This is a genomic window from Nonomuraea antimicrobica, from assembly GCF_039536965.1.
GTDB classification, from domain to species: Bacteria; Actinomycetota; Actinomycetes; order Streptosporangiales; family Streptosporangiaceae; genus Nonomuraea; species Nonomuraea antimicrobica.
In genome coordinates, this window is record NZ_BAAAZP010000103.1 from 101,143 (window position 1) to 116,350 (window position 15,208).

The window sequence follows — 15,208 nt, forward strand, 5'->3', positions numbered from 1 at the left end:
GGGACGGAGGCCGCACGCGGAAGGAGGTCGATCAGCCCACGTGGACCGGGCCGCTCTCGGTCTTCCGCCCCGCCTTGACGAACAGCGCGAGCACCGCGGTCAGCACCGCGATGCAGGTGCTCACCAGGAAGGCCAGGTGCATGCCGTCCATGAACGACAGGTGGATGGCGTCGCCGATCTGCTCGGGCAGCCCCGGAGGCGCCGTGCCGAAGGCGGCGGCCTTCTCCAGGCCCTCCAGCTCGGCGGGCGCGAACGCCTGGGCCGCCGGGCCGAGGTAGCCGGGCAGCGTGTCGGAGATCTCACCGGCCATCACGGCTCCGAGGATCGCGGTGCCGAGCGCGCCGCCGACCTGCATGGCCGACTGCTGCAGACCGCCCGCGACCCCGCTGAGCTGGATGGGGGCGTTGCCCACGATGATCTCGGTGGCGCCCACGAAGACCGGCGAGAGGCCGAAGGCCAGCACCACGAACGGGATCGCGCTCTCGATGAACGACGCGTCGATGCCGAGCCGGGACATGAGGAACATCGCGACCGCGGTGATCAGCAGACCGCCCGCCATCGTGAGCCTGGGCCCGAACCTGCTGAGCGCCATGCCCGCCAGCGGCGAGGCGACGATCATGCCGGCGCTCATCGGCAGCATGCGCAGACCGGCCTCCAGCGGCGTCAGACCGTGCACGCCCTGGAAGAAGAAGCCCAGGAAGAACATCGCCCCGAACATCGCGAAGGCCACCATCATCATGAGGAAGGTGCCGATGGAGATGGACGGGTTCGCGAACAGCGACAGCGGCACCAGCGGCTGCTTGGCCCGGCTCTGCCAGAAGATGAACGCGCCGATGAGCACCACGAACGTGGCGACGAAGGTCAGCGTCGTGCTGTCGCCCCAGCCCCACTCGGGGGCCTTGATGATCGTCCACACCAGCGAGAACATCGCGCCCGACAGCAGCACCACGCCGAGCCAGTCGATGCGCGCGAACGTCTGCGAGCGGTTGTCCTTGATCAGCAGGAAGCCCATGATCAGGGCCACGACGCCGACGGGCGCGTTGATGAAGAAGACCGACTGCCAGCTCACCTTCTCGACCAGCAGGCCGCCCACGATCGGACCTGCGGCGCTCGACAGGCCGATGATCGCGCCCCAGGCCCCCATCGCCTGGTTCAGCTTCTCGCCGGGGAACGCCGTCCGCAGCAACGCCAGGGCGGCCGGCTGCAGCAACGCCCCGAACAGACCCTGCAGCACCCGCAGGCCGATCAACGCGCCGACCGGCGAGAGGCCGGGAATGATGTCGGCGAGCTGGGCGCTGAAGCCGATGCCCACAGACGAGATGGCGAAGCCCGCCACACCGATGAGAAAGACCCGCTTGTGCCCGAACAGGTCGCCGAGCTTGCCCGCGGTGATCAGGAAGACCGCCAGCGCGAGCAGATAGCCGCTGGTCACCCACTGCAGGTCGGAGAGTGAAGCCTTCAGTTCGACCTGGATGACCGGGTTGGCGATGCCCACCACGGTGCCGTCGAGCATCACCATGATGACGCCCAGGCTGACCGCGAGCAGCACCAGCCACGGGTTTCCCCCGCCACCCCGCTCGGCCGGGCCGGGCGATGACGGCGCGTCGACCGCCTTCGCGTGAGCCATGAGTTAGTCCCCCTCAGTACACGTACCGCCCCACGTCGGGGCATAGAAGTCGTAAGCCTCCGGTAATCTATGTCACCCTATGACAGATGACAAACGACTTTTATTGGTCGCTCTATGACATATGGCACACTGTGACAAAAGGATGTCGAGGGAGTTACCGCAGTGGGTCTACGTGAACGCAAGAAGGAGAAGACGCGGCTGGCGATCCTCGACGCCGCGGTCGACCTGTTCCTCGAACAAGGATACGAGTCGACCACCGTCGAGCAGATAGCGGGGGCCGTCGAGATCTCCCCCCGCACCTTCTTCCGCTACTTCACCAGCAAGGATCACCTGGTGCTGTGGTTCCACGAGCACGGCGAGGAGATCATGCTGGAGGCGCTGGCGGACCGGCCGGGCGACGAGCCGCCTTTCACCTCTCTCATGCATGCGATGCGCGCGGTCGTCGCCGACGTCGAGAGCTCAACGCCCGCGGACGCGGAGAGGTTCCTGAAGTTGCGCAAGCTGCTGGACGGTCACCCGCACCTGGTGGGGCTGTCGGTGGCCAGGGGCGCGGAGACCGAGCGGCGGCTGGCCGAGGTGATCGCCGACCGCCGGGGCGTCGATCCCGACGTCGACCAGCTCACCCACCTGATCGTGGCGTTCGCGATGTCCACCATGCGGGTCGGCTTCGAGTGCCCGCGCCGCGAGGGGACCATGAGCGAGGTCATGCATCGCATGACGGAGACCATCGAGCTGACCGAGCGCAGCCTGCGGCCCGGCTGGGACCTCCAGCACTGACCCTCCGCCGTTCGGCGCCCGGCTCGGACCCCCGGCGCCGATCTCGCCGGGGCTCGCGGGAGAGTCAGTTTTGCGTCGGGTCGTCCGGACAGGTGGCCACGAAGGCCAGTTCGCCACGCTGGCGGCGGAGCACCTGCCGCCACAGGGAGCCTGGGTTCGCGTGGAAGGTGTCGCCCACCTCGGAGTCGACGATGTACCAGGCCCCTTCGGCTATCTCGCTCTCGAGCTGCCCCGACGTCCAGCCCGCGTAGCCCGCGAAGATGCGCATCTGCGCGATCTCACCCTGGAGGATCTCGGGCGGCGCGTCGAGGTCGACCGTGCCCAGCCGGGCGACCGCGTCGGTGCCGGCGTGCAGCCGCCGCCAGCCGAGCGGCTCCTCCCCGCTCGGCACCGCCGCCAGCGCGAGCGCGCTGTCAGTCTGTACGGGCCCGCCCTCGAACAACACCGACGGCCCCGTGACCAGCGGATCCCACACCGGCAGCACCTGCGTCACCGAGATGTCGCTCGGCCGGTTGAGCACGACGCCCAGGGTGCCGCCGTCGTGGTCGTGTTCGAGGATCAGCACGACGCTACGCCGGAAGTTGGGGTCGTCGAGCAGTGGCGTCGCCACCAACAAGCCGCCGACGTAGATCGCTTCCGCCATACCTCCATCATGAAGGCTAACCAGGGGTGCGCGCTCCCCCGGTGAGTCGATGTTACTTTTCGTGACCACTTGGGCACTTTCTGTAGCTGAGATCATGTTCGGGAGGAGCACATGCGCATCGGAGTCCGCCTCTCTTTGGCCTTCCTGCCATTGGGGGCCGCCCTGCTCCTCCCTGCCCTGCTGTTCCCCGGCGAGGCCCACGCCTGGCCGCGGCCCGACCCCGGAGAGCCGTTCACGATGACCGTGGACGACGTGGGCTGCCGTTCGGGCCGGGCGCGGGTCACCCTGCACAACCGGACCAGTCAGCTCGCGCGCTTCGACCTGAAGGCCGACGGCACCAGCCTGGCCAACGGCTCGATCCCGGCCCACAAGACGATCGTCAGGCAGGTCCCCGTACAGAAGGGCAGCGCGTCCGAGATCGAGGCGTTCTCACTCGGCGATCGCGTCCCGGAGACGCTGATCGAATCCTCCCGCGTCGAGAACGACTGCCCCTGGGGTCACCACCACGGCCGGCTCCCCTTCACGGGCCCGCCCACCGACCTCATGGGCAAGCTCGCCACGGCCGCCGGGTTGGTAGTGATGGGCGGGATCCTGTGGTGGTACGGCTCGATCTGGCCGCGCTCATCCCCGTGAGCCCGTCGTCACGAACGCGCCCGCCCTGGCGGCGGCCAGCGTACGCGCCACCGACCGCTCGGCGACCTCCCGCGTCACCGGCTCCCGCGTGACGACCAGGCGGTAGTAGAGCGGGGCGGAGATCGCCCTGATCACCTCGGCGCCGTCGGTGCCCGCAGGCAGCTCGCCGCGGGCGACGGCCAGGTCCACCACGTTGGCCCACTCCTGGATGCGGCGCAGGTAGAAGGCGTGCAACGCGCGGGCGGCCGGCTCGTCGCCGGTGCCGGCGGCGATCACCGCCTGGAACGTGACGCCCAGGCGCTCGTCGTTGAGCGCGTTGAGCACCGACACCGCGTTGGCGCGCAGGTCGCCCTCGATGCCGCCCGTGTCGGCATGCGGCGACGACTGGTCGGCCAGCTCGTTCATCAGGTCGGTGACCAGGCCGGAGGGGCTCCCCCAGCGCCGGTAGACGGTGGTCTTGCCGACGCCCGCCCTGGCCGCGACCTGGTCCATGGTCAGCTCATGGAAGCCGCGCTCGACCAGCTCGTCCTGGGTCGCCTCCAGGACGGCCGCGCGCACTCTGGCGGTACGGCCCCCGGGCCGAACGGTTCCCGCCGAACGGGAAGGTTGGTCCATCAAGTCTCCTCATCGTCGGAGCAACCGGATCCATCTTATCGAAACAAGTGTTTCATTAACTGCTGTTCGACATTACCGAACAGAACTGCGCTAGGGTTCCCTCGTGGGAGAGACGATTCAGTCGGTCGAGCGGGCCGCCGCGATTCTGCGGCTGCTCGCCTCCGGTCCCCGCCAGCTCGGGGTGGCCGAGCTGGCCAGAGCGCTCGGCCTGCCGAAGGGGACGCTACACGGCATCCTGCGTACTCTGGTCCACGTCGGGTTCGTCGAGCAGGACGACGCCACCGGCAAATACCGCCTCGGCGCCACCCTGCTCCACCTGGGCAGCAGCTACCTCGACGTCAACGAGCTGCGCACCCGCTCCATCAACTGGGCCGACGCGCTGGCCGGGCGCAGCCGGGAGAGCGCCTGGATCGGCACCCTGCACGAGGGCCACGTGCTGGTGATCCACCACGTGTTCCGGCCCGACGACAGCTTGCAGACGCTGCAGGTGGGCACGTACCTGCCGACCCACGCGAGCGCGCTGGGCAAGGTGCTGCTCGCCTTCGACCCCTACGGCGAGCCTCCCCCGCCGCCCCTGCGCCCGCACACCAAGCACACGATCACCGACCCGGCCGGGCTGGAGGCCGAGCTCGACCGGGTCAGGGCGCGCGGGTGGGCGGCCGAGATGGAGGAGCTGACCGAGGGCGAGGTGGCCATCGCCGCCCCGATCAGAGACCCGCGCGGCGTCGCGGTGGGCGCCATCGGCATCCGGGGCGCCGTCGAGAGGCTGGCGCCGGGCGGCGACCTGCCGATGGAGTTCGTCTCCTACGTACGCGACGCGGCCCGCGCCATCACCCGCGACCTCGCCAGATGACACTTGTACAGCTCCCTGCGACCACATAGCATTCGTTCGGCATTGTCGAACCCTGAGCCCATGCGAGGAACCCAGTGCCCCGACCGCACTACGTCGCAGCCATCGACCAGGGCACCACGTCCAGCCGGTGCATCGTCTTCGACCAGGCCGGCCACCTCATCTCCGTCGCACAGCGCGAGCACCGCCAGATCTTCCCCAGGCCGGGCTGGGTCGAGCACGACGCGGACGAGATCTGGCAGGCCGTCCAGGGCGTGCTGGCCGAGGCGGTGAGCGGCGGCGGCCTGGAAGACGGCCAGATCGCCGCGCTGGGCATCACCAACCAGCGCGAGACCACCGTGCTCTGGGACCGCGACACCGGCCGCCCGGTCTGCCCGGCCATCGTCTGGCAGGACACCCGCACCGACGCGCTCACCCGCGCGCTGGCCGAGCACGAGCCGCTGTTCAAGGAGCGGGCGGGGCTGCCGCTGGCGACGTACTTCTCGGGGCCCAAGATCCGCTGGCTGCTGGACGAGCACCCCGGGCTGCGCGAGCGGGCCGAACGCGGCGAGGTCCTGTTCGGCACGATGGACAGTTGGCTGCTGTGGAACCTCACCGGGCGGCACATCACCGACGTGACCAACGCCAGCCGCACGATGCTGATGAACATCCACACCCTGGCCTGGGACGACGACCTGCTCGCGATCCTGGGCGTGCCACGGGCCATGCTCCCCGAGATCCGCTCCTCCGCCGAGGTCTACGGGCACACCCCGGCGGGCGTGCCAGTGGCCTCGGCGCTCGGCGACCAGCAGGCGGCGCTGTTCGGCCAGACCTGCTTCGACCCCGGCGAGACCAAGAGCACCTACGGCTCGGGCAGCTTCCTGCTGATGAACACCGGGCACGCGCCCGTCGCCTCCAAGCACGGTCTGCTCACCACCGTCGGCTACCGGATCGGCGACGGCCCGGCCACGTACGCGCTGGAGGGCGCCATCGCGGTCACCGGCTCCCTCGTCCAGTGGCTGCGCGACAACCTGGGCCTGATCTCCAGCGCGGCCGAGATCGAGACGCTGGCCAAGACCGTCGACGACAACGGCGGCTGCTACTTCGTACCGGCCTTCTCGGGGTTGTTCGCGCCGCACTGGCGCTCGGACGCGCGCGGGGTGATCGCGGGGCTGACCGGGTTCGTGAACAAGGGGCACATCGCGCGGGCCGTCCTGGAGGCCACGGCGTGGCAGACCCGCGAGGTCGTCGACGCCATGAACGCCGACTCCGGGCTCGACCTGACCACGCTGCGCGCCGACGGCGGCATGACCGCCGACAACCTGCTCATGCAGACGCTCGCCGACGTGCTGGCCGTGCCGGTGATTCGGCCGATGGTGTCCGAGACCACCGCGCTGGGCGCCGCCTACGCCGCCGGGCTGGCCACCGGCTACTGGCCCGACCTCGACAGCCTGCGCGTCAACTGGCACAAGGCCGCCGAGTGGCGTCCGGCGATCGACGAGTCCGTACGCGAGCGCGAATACCGCAACTGGAAGAAGGCCGTGGCCCGGACCCTGGACTGGGTCGAGCAATAGGGGGTTGTGCATGACGACCACGATCGGCACCGACCGGGCGCAGGCCCGCGAAGAGCTGTCCACCACCACCCACGACCTGCTGGTCATCGGTGGCGGGATCCTCGGCACGTCCGTGACCTGGATGGCCGCCCAGGCGGGCCTGCGGGTGGCGATGGTCGACGCGGGCGACTTCGCCGGCGCCACCTCCAGCGCCTCCTCCAAGCTCGTCCACGGCGGCCTGCGCTACCTGCAGACCGGCAACGTCAGGCTGGTGGCCGAGAACCACCGCGAGCGGCGCGCCCTGGCCGCCGACATCGCGCCCCACCTGGTCAAGCCGCTGACGTTCGTGGTGCCGATCTACAAGGGCGGCCCGCACGGGGCGGCCAAGCTGGGCGCCGGAGTGTTCCTGTACTCGGCGCTGTCGGTGTTCGGCGACGGCATGGGCCGGGTCATCACGCCCCAGCAGGCGCTGGCCAAGGTGCCCGCGCTGCGTACCGAGGGGCTGCGGGCCGCCGCCATCTACGGCGACCACCAGATGAACGACAGCCGCGTCGCGGTCATGACCGTCCGGGCCGCCGTGGACGCGGGCGCGACCGTGCTCAACCACGCCGAGGTGGTCGGGCTGCGCATGACCTCCGGCAGCGTCACCGGCGCCGAGCTGCGCGACCGGCTCGACGGCACGGAGTTCGGCGTGTCGGCCCGCCTCGTGCTGAACGCCACCGGGCCGTGGGTCGACCACCTGCGCCGCATGGAGGATCCCGAGGCCGCGCCCAGCATCCGCCTGTCCAAGGGCGCCCACCTGGTACTGCGCCGGCACGAGCCGTGGAAGGCGGCGCTGACCACGCCGATCGACAAGTACCGCGTGTCGTTCGCGATCCCGTGGGAGGACCACCTGCTGCTGGGCACCACGGACGAGGCGTACGAGGGCGACCCGGCGGCGGTGAGCCCCACCGAGGCCGACATCGCGCAGATCCTCGACGAGGCGGGGCACGCCGTACGCGACTCCCAGCTCAGGCGCGACGACATCACCTATGCCTTCGCCGGGCTGCGGGTGCTGCCTGGCGGGCCGGGGCAGGTGACGGCCGCCAAGCGGGAGACCGTGCTGACCAGGGGCTCGGGCGGCATGCTGTCGGTGGCCGGCGGGAAGTGGACGACCTACCGGCACATCGGCAGGTACGTGCTCGACATCCTGGCCCACCTGCCGGGGCAGCCCTTGGGCGACGACCTGGCCGACATCCTGCCGGCCGTGCCGCTGCCCGGCCTGGCCAGCCCCGACGCGGTGGCCATGCGGCTGTGGTCCGAGCGCGAGCCGGGCACGCGCATGGACCCGCTGGTCGCCAGGCACCTGGCCACGCACTACGGCTCGATCGCGTTCGACCTGGCCCGGCTCATCCGCGACGATCCCGCGCTCGGGGAGCGCGTCCACCCCGACGGCCCCGACATCTGGGCCCAGGCGGTCTACGCCCGCGACCACGAGTGGGCGGCCACGGTGGACGACGTCGTACGCCGCCGGACCACCCTCACCGTGCGCGGTCTCGACACCGAGGAGGTCCGCGCCCGCATCGCGGCGCTGCTCGGCTGAGCCGCGGGCCCGTCGGCGCCCTCGTTTCAGGCGTCGAGGTGGCCAGGCGCGCCCTCGGGGAAGGGGATGGGCATGTGTACTCCCATCAACGAAGCCCTGCTCAGGCACTTCACGGACCTGCGCGACGGCACGCACGGCCGGGCCGTCACGCGGGAGGACAAGGAACGCCTGTTCGTCAGGGCCGTCGAACTCCTCGACCCCATGGCGCACCGGGCCCTCGACGAGGCCAACGCCGACCTGCTGCTCGGCACCGGCGAGGTGGTGGCCAGCGGGGTCACCCGGTCACGGGAGGGCGGGCTCAACGCGATGTGGTCGCTGACCTGGCCCGAGCAGCGCGAGAGCGGCGTGCAGCCGATCGCGGTGGTCGCCCACTACGGACGCGACTTCCACCACCCGCACCTGCGCGGGAACACGGTCGGCGACTGGCCGCTGAACGTCTTCGACGAGGCGGACGCGGCGGGCCAGCTCGACACGCTGCGGGTGATCGCCGCCGGTGACGCCCACAACCTGGTCTTCCAGGAGAGCTACCGCCTGATGCCCGCCGCCACCGCCCCGGCCCGGCACCCGGCGCCCTGACGGGCTCACCCGCACCCGCTGCCCGCGCCTCGGGGCGCTCGCGCGTTGCCTCGGTGAAGCCGCGAGCCTAGGCCCCGGAGAATCGGTGAAGGCGCGAGCCTAGGCCTCGGTGAAACCGCGGGCGCGCCCACCGGCGGACTCGCGCACGGCCGCCGCGACCGCCGTCGCCACGTCGGGGTGGAACACGCTCGGGATGATGTAGTTGGGCCCCAGCTCTTCTGGAGTGACGACGGCGGCCAGCGCCCCCGCGGCGGCCAGCAGCATCTCCTGCGTCACCCCACCGGCCTGGGCGTCGAGCAGCCCGCGGAAGACCCCGGGGAAGGCCAGCACGTTGTTGATCTGGTTGGGGTAGTCGGAGCGGCCCGTGGCCACCACGGCCGCGTGCTCGCGGGCGTCGTCGGGCGACACCTCGGGCTCGGGGTTGGCCAGCGCGAAGACGACCGCGTCCGTGGCCATCGTGGCGATGTCGTCACCGGTCAGGATGCCCGGCGCGGACACCCCCACGAAGACGTCGGCGTCCTTGATCGCCCCCCGTAGGTCGCCGGAGTAGCCCTCGGCGTTGGTGTGCTCGGCGATCCAGCGCAGCGACTCGTCGAGGTCGTCGCGCCCCTTGTGCACGGCCCCCAGGTAGTCGCAGACGATCACGTTGCGCGCCCCGGCCTCCAGCAGCAGCCGCAGCACCGCGTTGCCGGCCGCGCCCGCGCCCGCCATGGTGATCTTGACGGTCTCGATGTTCTTGTTCACCACGCGCAGCGCGTTGGTCAGCGCCGCCAGCACGCAGATCGCGGTGCCGTGCTGGTCGTCGTGGAAGACCGGGATGTCGAGCAGCTCGCGCAGCCGCCGCTCCACCTCGAAGCAGCGCGGCGCGCCGATGTCCTCGAGGTTGATGCCGCCGAACCCGGGCGCGATCACCTGCACGGTACGGACGATCTCGTCGACGTCCTGCGTGTCGAGGCAGATCGGCCAGGCGTCGATGCCCGCGAACCGTTTGAACAGCGCCGCCTTGCCCTCCATGACCGGCAGCGCGGCCTCGGGCCCGATGTTGCCCAGCCCCAGCACGGCCGAGCCGTCGGTGACGACGGCCACGGTGTTGCGCTTGATGGTCAGCCGGCGCGCGTCTTCCTTGTTGCGCGCGATCGCCATGGACACACGGGCCACGCCCGGCGTGTAGGCCATGGACAGCTCGTCGCGGTTGCGCAGCGGCACCTTGGACTTCATCTCGATCTTGCCGCCGAGATGCATGAGGAACGTGCGGTCGGACACCTTGTGGATGACCACGCCCTCGACCGCCTCGAGCTGGTCGACGATGGCCTGGGCGTGGTCGGTGTCCCTGGCCGCGCACGTGACGTCGATGCGGAGCTTCTCGTGCCCCGCATTCGTGACGTCGAGGGCGGTCACGACGCCCCCGGCCGACTCTACGGCGTGGGTGAGCTGGCTGACGGCCTTGCCGCCTGCGGGCACCTCGAGCCGCACGGTGATGGAGTACGACACACTCGGGACGGTCGCCACGTCAATCGCTCCTTCGGGACTGACCAAGAATGCCTCCCATGTTAGGGGGCGTTTGGTCAATCCAGTGCCTCGGCGGCAAGGACGATCAGGTCGACGCAGGCGGGCACGGGAATCGTGGTGCTGTCGAGAACCAGGTGATAGAGGCACGGATCGGACGGATCGGTGCGGTAGAAGTGGCGTACGTAGGCCGCGCGCGCCCGGTCGTTGTCGGCGATGATCCGGCGGGCCTCGCGCTCGCCGATCTCACCCAGCGTGGCGGTCTGCCGGACGCGGCGCCCGACCGGGGCGTCGAGCCGCACGTGCAGCGCCCCCGGATGGTCGGCCAGGACCACCGCGCCGGCCCGGCCCAGGAACACGCCACCCTGGTCGCGGGCCATGTCGGTCAGCGTGCGCTCGGTACGGCGGACGAACTCCTCCGGCGCGAGCGGCATCGCGCCGGGGACGTACATGTCCACGCCGCCGAACGTCACGGTCGGCAGCCGCATCGCCCCGGAGAACAGCCGCCCGAGGCCGTGCTCGGCGCGGTCGTCGTGGGCCAGCGCCTCTTCCAGGGTGCAGCCCAGCTCCTGGGCCACCGCGCTGGGGATGGCGCGGTCGACGAAGGGCACGCCGAGTCGCCCGGCCACGGCGGGACCGATCTGGCTGCCGGCCGTGCCGTATGTCGCCGATATCGTGACGACCCGCATACCCCCAGGTTAGAACAGGGCGCTCAGGTTAGAACAGGGCACTCGCCAGCGCTCGCCGCGCTTTCGCCAAGGAGGGGTCGTCGCCGGGCAACGCGTCGAAAAGGCCGAGCAGGTGCTTCCTGGCCCGATCGCGGTCGTCGCCGGAGGTGCGCTTGACCACGGCGATGACCCGGGCGAACGCCTCGTCGACCGACCCGGACATCATCTCGAGGTCGGCGGCCAGGAGGTGGGCGTCGAGGTCGGCCGGGTCTTGCAGGCGCCGCTGCACGTCGGCAGGGTCGGCCTCGGACGTGCGCTTGATCAGGTTGACCCCCGCGAGCCCCATCTTGGCGTCCTCGTCGCCCGGGGCGCGGGCCAGCAGCCGCTGGTAGGCCGCGATCGCCGCGTCGAGGTCGCCGTCGTCGATGGCCTGCTCGGCCGCCACCAGGTCGGGGTCTGCGGGCGGCCCAGCGGGCTCCTCCGCACCGCCCGGCTCGCCCGGCTCGCCCGGCGGCCGGGCCCCGGGGTTGGCCTGGTAGAACTGCTCGACCGCGCCCATCAGCTCGTCGAGCCAGCGCCGCACCTCCTGCTCGGGCAGCACCTGCTGGAAGCCGGTGACGGCCTGGCCCTGGAAGATCGCCAGCACGGTCGGCACGGCCTGCACGCGCAGCGCCTGGGCGATCTGCGGGCTGGCGTCGACGTTGACCTTGGCCAGGACGGCCTTGCCGCCCAGGTCGCCGACGACCTTCTCCAGCACCGGGCTGAGCTGGGAGCTGCCCGGCGCCCTGGGCGACCAGAGGTCGAGGACGACCGGCACGCTCATGGAGCGCTCGATGACGTCGGCCGTGAACGTCTCCTCGGTCACGTCGACGACCGAGGCCGACGAGGCCGCCTGGGGACCTGCCGCCTCCCGCTTGGCCTGCGCATCCAGAGCCTGCTTACGCGCGCCCAGGTCGACAGCTCCGTAGAGTGACCCGGGCCTAGAGAAGTCCGCCATGCCCTTCATCTTGCCGCATGGACGAGGCGGGGAAGTCACCCGCCGCCACCCGTAGCGTGCGCAACTGGTCGAACATCCCCTGGAGTTCGTCCTCGGCGTACATCGTGAGCCCGAACTCGGCGGCCATCAGGTCGGCGGTGGCCCGCCGCACGACGTCCCTGCCCGCCTCGGTGATCTCGGCGAGCACGCCGCGGCCGTCGCGGGGATTCGGCAGCCTGCGTACGAACCCGGACTTCTCCAGCCTGTCCACCGTGTTCGTGACGCTGGTGGGGTGAACCATGAGCCGCTCGCCGATCCTGGACAGCGGCAGCGCTCCCGCCTTGCTGAAGGTCAACAACACCAGCGCCTCATATCTGGCGAAGGTCAAGTCGTATGGCTTCAGGAGCGAGTCAAGTTGCGACAGCAGGATCTGATGCGCTCTCATGATCGAGGTAACGGCCGCCATGGCGGCCGACGGTCCGAAGTGGGCGCGCCAGCTCTCCGCGGCGCGGTCGATCGGGTCGAACGGCAGGTTGAGCGGCTTGGGCTGCGACACAGCGCTACGGTAGCGCGCTGGTCGTCCCGGTTCGTCTGATTACTCTGTGCGACAGGATTCTCCGCTTGACCAAGAATCCGGACGTCAATCATCACGCTCAGTTATGGTTCTCGTACACATGGTGACGCGGATGCCAAGTTCATGGCCCTGGGGACCGGCCTGGACCGTTCGTTTCCGCCTCGCCGAGGGGCACGGGGGGTTGTTTGATGAGCTTCAACGAGGACAAGGGTGCGTGAGCACGCGGGCGTTTCACGAGAGGAGCTGAAGCACAGTGCGGCCGTCACGGTCGCCGTACTGCTGGCTGTCGGCCTGATCGCGGCGTGGAACGTCCTGATACCCGGCGTTGACGCGTGGGAGAACATCGTGGCCGCGGTCATCGGTTCGCTCCGGCTGACCGGGCCGGTGGCGGCGGCGTTCGCCGCGTGGGTGGCGCTGCGCAAACGCCGGGCGCTGCGCGGGCGCTCGCTCACGACGTGGCGGGCGCTCAAGGCGCCGCTGGCGATCGTGGTGGTGGTGCTGGGGTCGTTCGGGGCCACGGTGCTGGTGCTGGCGGTCAAGACGGTGCTCACCGAGCAGGCGGGCCGGCTGAGCCTGCCGGGGCTGGGGATGGGCATGGCGGGGCTGGCGCTCTACTCGGTGATCGGGTGGGTCGCCGGGTGGGTGCTGCCGCGGCCGTACACGCCGCCGCTGGCGGGTCTGGCCTGCTACGGGCTGTTCTCGTGGCTGGCCGACGACCGTGGGTGGGCCGACAAGCTGGCGCCGGGGACCGGGGAGCCGTACGACCTGTTCCAGGGGCTGAACGGGGCGCCGTTCTTCGACCAGACGATCTGGCTGCTCGGCATCACGGCGGCGCTGCTGCTCGGCTGGGCGGCGCTGGTGACCAGGCAGGCGCTGGTGCTGGCGTGCGCGCTGCTGGCCGTGCTGGCCGCGGGCATGGGCGTGTCGCGGGTGCTCACCCAGGCCAAGCCGGCCGCGGCGGTGGACATCGCCTACAGCTGCCAGGAGTGGCCGATCACGGTGTGCGTGCACCCGGGCATGCGGGCGGGGCTGACCGAGCTGGGCGCGGCGTTCACGCAGATCGCCTCGCGGCTGGCGGGCACGCCCGCCGCGTTCACGCGGGTGGAGCAGCGGCCGCTGGACGACTCGCTCAAGCCGTCGAACGGGCTGGCGCCGGTGCACGTTCCCGACCTGTCGGCCGGGTTCGCCGAGCAGGCCGCCCACGAGTACGTCGAGTCGCTCGCCCCCAACTGCCAGGGCACGGTCGCGGAGGGCTACCGGCAGATCGTGGTGGCCTGGCTGCGCGGCGAGCCGCTGCCGGGCACGCCGCTGCCCGAGCACCAGTACGCGACGTCGTGGTTCTCCTCGCTGAGCGAGCACCAGCGCAGGGAGTGGCTGCGCATGTTCTACAGCGACTTCCAGGGCTGCCGGCTGTCGAGCACGCACTTCGGCGGCGGGCCCGGGCACACGCAGGTGGCGCCCTCGGCGCGGCCGATCCCCGAGTCGAGCCACGTCTACCCGGTCTACCCGGGGCCGGGTGAGACGGCCCCGACAGGCTCCGCGACGCAGACGCCCGCCGGGCAGACCCCCTCCGGCACGCCCTCCGAGGGCTGGGGGCCCGCCACGCCCGCCGACCGCTGGGGGCCCGACACGTCGCAGGCGAGCTGGCCGGTAGTCGACCCCGGGGTGTCCGAGGTGTCCGGCTCGCGGGACCCGCAGGTCCTCGCGGCGGAGGAGGGCGGCGGACCTGAGGGGGAGCATCGGTCACCCGCCGCCGGTTCCGGCCCGCGCCTTCCGTCGCGCGACGGCTCCGCACCGCACGAGAACGACGGCTCCGCACCGCACGAGAACGACGGCGAATGAGGACCGAAGATGTCACCAAAGGGCTGGCACTGATGATCGGCGAACGGGTAGTCATGCTCGCATGACGACTTCCCGTACGACGCCGTCCGAGGTGACCCCCGGGCGGCGTCGCAGGTGGCGATATGCGGCGGGCCTGCTGGTGCTGGCCGTCCTGCTGGTGGTGGGCGGGCGCCTGGCCTGGTCGTGGCTCAACCCGCTCGGCGAGCGGACCATCGACCGCAGCCAGCCGGTGCTCCTGCAGTCGATCAGGGACCTGAGCAGGTTCGAGGCCGCGACGGGCGACTTCCAGGTGGTGGTGGACCTGGAGAAGGACGCCAACTTCCTGCCCGACGCGATCAAGGGCACGCGTACGCTGTTCGTCGGCGCGGGCGGGGTGGACGCGTACGTCGACCTCGCGGCCCTCGCGACGAACGGCGTGACGGTGTCGGAAGACCGTACGGCGGCCACCGTACGCCTGCCGCGGGCCCAGTTGGAGAAGCCGAACCTGGACAACAGCCGCTCGTACGTGTTCGCGCAGCAGCGCGGCATCTTCGACCGGGTCCAGGACTTCCTGTCGGGCTCCCCCAGCGACCAGCGGGAGCTCTACCTGCTGGCCGAGAAGAAGATCGCCGAGGCGGCCGTGGCGAGCGACCTGCGCAGCCGGGCCGACGCCAACACCAAGGCGATGCTGTCGGGGATGCTCAGGTCGCTCGGATTCGCCAAGGTCACGGTCAAGTTCACCGACGAGCCCTAAGCCTCTCCCCGCGCCTTAGTGGTCTGAGTTGTAAATCCTTCGGGGGTTATGCGGCGGGGTCCAGTACGGCAGGC

Annotated in this window: 15 protein-coding genes; 8 read left to right on the top strand and 7 right to left on the bottom strand. The window is 70.9% G+C overall.

The annotated features are described in order from the left end of the window. Positions 1 to 31: 31 nt before the first annotated feature. Positions 32 to 1,627 carry an MFS transporter gene (locus ABD844_RS30105; protein ID WP_344885557.1) on the bottom strand — a complete coding sequence of 532 codons (1,596 nt, stop codon included), beginning with the start codon at positions 1,625 to 1,627 and terminating at the stop codon, positions 32 to 34. A 162-nt stretch (positions 1,628 to 1,789) separates the two neighbouring features. On the opposite strand from ABD844_RS30105, the gene ABD844_RS30110 reads away from it, so the two are divergent. After that, the gene (locus ABD844_RS30110; RefSeq protein ID WP_344885560.1) at positions 1,790 to 2,404 is read left to right on the top strand and encodes a TetR family transcriptional regulator; all 615 of its coding nucleotides are present in this window, start codon (positions 1,790 to 1,792) and stop codon (positions 2,402 to 2,404) included. A 64-nt stretch (positions 2,405 to 2,468) separates the two neighbouring features. On the opposite strand, the gene ABD844_RS30115 is transcribed toward ABD844_RS30110, so the two are convergent. Further along, positions 2,469 to 3,047 carry a YqgE/AlgH family protein gene (locus ABD844_RS30115; protein WP_344885564.1) on the bottom strand — a complete coding sequence of 193 codons (579 nt, stop codon included), beginning with the start codon at positions 3,045 to 3,047 and terminating at the stop codon, positions 2,469 to 2,471. Between the two features lie 111 nt (positions 3,048 to 3,158). Here ABD844_RS30115 and ABD844_RS30120 point away from each other — a divergent pair, with 111 nt between their 5' ends. Next, positions 3,159 to 3,680: a hypothetical protein gene (locus ABD844_RS30120; RefSeq protein WP_344885567.1), complete on the top strand. Its 522-nt coding sequence runs from the start codon at positions 3,159 to 3,161 to the stop codon at positions 3,678 to 3,680. Here the strand turns inward: ABD844_RS30120 and ABD844_RS30125 are convergent. Then, entirely contained in the window at positions 3,669 to 4,295 is a 627-nt protein-coding gene (locus ABD844_RS30125; RefSeq protein ID WP_344885570.1) for a TetR/AcrR family transcriptional regulator, read from the bottom strand. The genes ABD844_RS30120 and ABD844_RS30125 overlap by 12 nt on opposite strands. Before the next feature lie 103 nt (positions 4,296 to 4,398). Between ABD844_RS30125 and ABD844_RS30130 the strand changes: the two genes are divergently transcribed. From ABD844_RS30130 to ABD844_RS30145, 4 genes are all read left to right on the top strand, one after another. Beyond that, entirely contained in the window at positions 4,399 to 5,148 is a 750-nt protein-coding gene (locus ABD844_RS30130) for an IclR family transcriptional regulator (protein WP_344885573.1), read from the top strand. 74 nt (positions 5,149 to 5,222) lie between these two features. Next, a complete protein-coding gene (glpK, locus tag ABD844_RS30135) occupies positions 5,223 to 6,698 on the top strand; it encodes a glycerol kinase GlpK (protein ID WP_344885576.1) in 1,476 nt (491 codons plus the stop codon). 10 nt (positions 6,699 to 6,708) lie between these two features. Beyond that, positions 6,709 to 8,259: a glycerol-3-phosphate dehydrogenase/oxidase gene (locus ABD844_RS30140; protein WP_344885579.1), complete on the top strand. Its 1,551-nt coding sequence runs from the start codon at positions 6,709 to 6,711 to the stop codon at positions 8,257 to 8,259. 72 nt (positions 8,260 to 8,331) lie between these two features. Further along, a complete protein-coding gene (locus ABD844_RS30145; protein WP_344885582.1) occupies positions 8,332 to 8,835 on the top strand; it encodes a hypothetical protein in 504 nt (167 codons plus the stop codon). Between the two features lie 99 nt (positions 8,836 to 8,934). On the opposite strand, the gene ABD844_RS30150 is transcribed toward ABD844_RS30145, so the two are convergent. Genes ABD844_RS30150 through ABD844_RS30165 form a run of 4 tightly spaced genes read right to left on the bottom strand, consistent with a single transcriptional unit; the run spans position 8,935 to position 12,541 of the window. After that, complete coding sequence (locus ABD844_RS30150) at positions 8,935 to 10,344, bottom strand: NAD-dependent malic enzyme (RefSeq protein ID WP_344885585.1); 1,410 nt, start codon at positions 10,342 to 10,344, stop codon at positions 8,935 to 8,937. A gap of 56 nt (positions 10,345 to 10,400) precedes the next feature. Next, on the bottom strand, positions 10,401 to 11,030 hold the full coding sequence (locus ABD844_RS30155) for a cytidylate kinase-like family protein (RefSeq protein ID WP_344885588.1): 630 nt from the start codon (positions 11,028 to 11,030) through the stop codon (positions 10,401 to 10,403). A 28-nt stretch (positions 11,031 to 11,058) separates the two neighbouring features. After that, positions 11,059 to 12,006: a tetratricopeptide repeat protein gene (locus ABD844_RS30160; protein WP_344885591.1), complete on the bottom strand. Its 948-nt coding sequence runs from the start codon at positions 12,004 to 12,006 to the stop codon at positions 11,059 to 11,061. Continuing rightward, positions 11,990 to 12,541, bottom strand: coding sequence for a MarR family winged helix-turn-helix transcriptional regulator (locus ABD844_RS30165; protein ID WP_344885593.1), 552 nt, complete (start codon positions 12,539 to 12,541; stop codon positions 11,990 to 11,992). Before ABD844_RS30165 ends, ABD844_RS30160 begins: the two co-directional genes overlap by 17 nt. Before the next feature lie 228 nt (positions 12,542 to 12,769). Here ABD844_RS30165 and ABD844_RS30170 point away from each other — a divergent pair, with 228 nt between their 5' ends. Further along, the gene (locus ABD844_RS30170) at positions 12,770 to 14,401 is read left to right on the top strand and encodes a hypothetical protein (protein WP_344885596.1); all 1,632 of its coding nucleotides are present in this window, start codon (positions 12,770 to 12,772) and stop codon (positions 14,399 to 14,401) included. Positions 14,402 to 14,462: 61 nt separating this feature from the next. Further along, on the top strand, positions 14,463 to 15,134 hold the full coding sequence (locus ABD844_RS30175; RefSeq protein WP_344885598.1) for a DUF4230 domain-containing protein: 672 nt from the start codon (positions 14,463 to 14,465) through the stop codon (positions 15,132 to 15,134). The last annotated feature ends 74 nt before the right edge of the window (positions 15,135 to 15,208 follow it).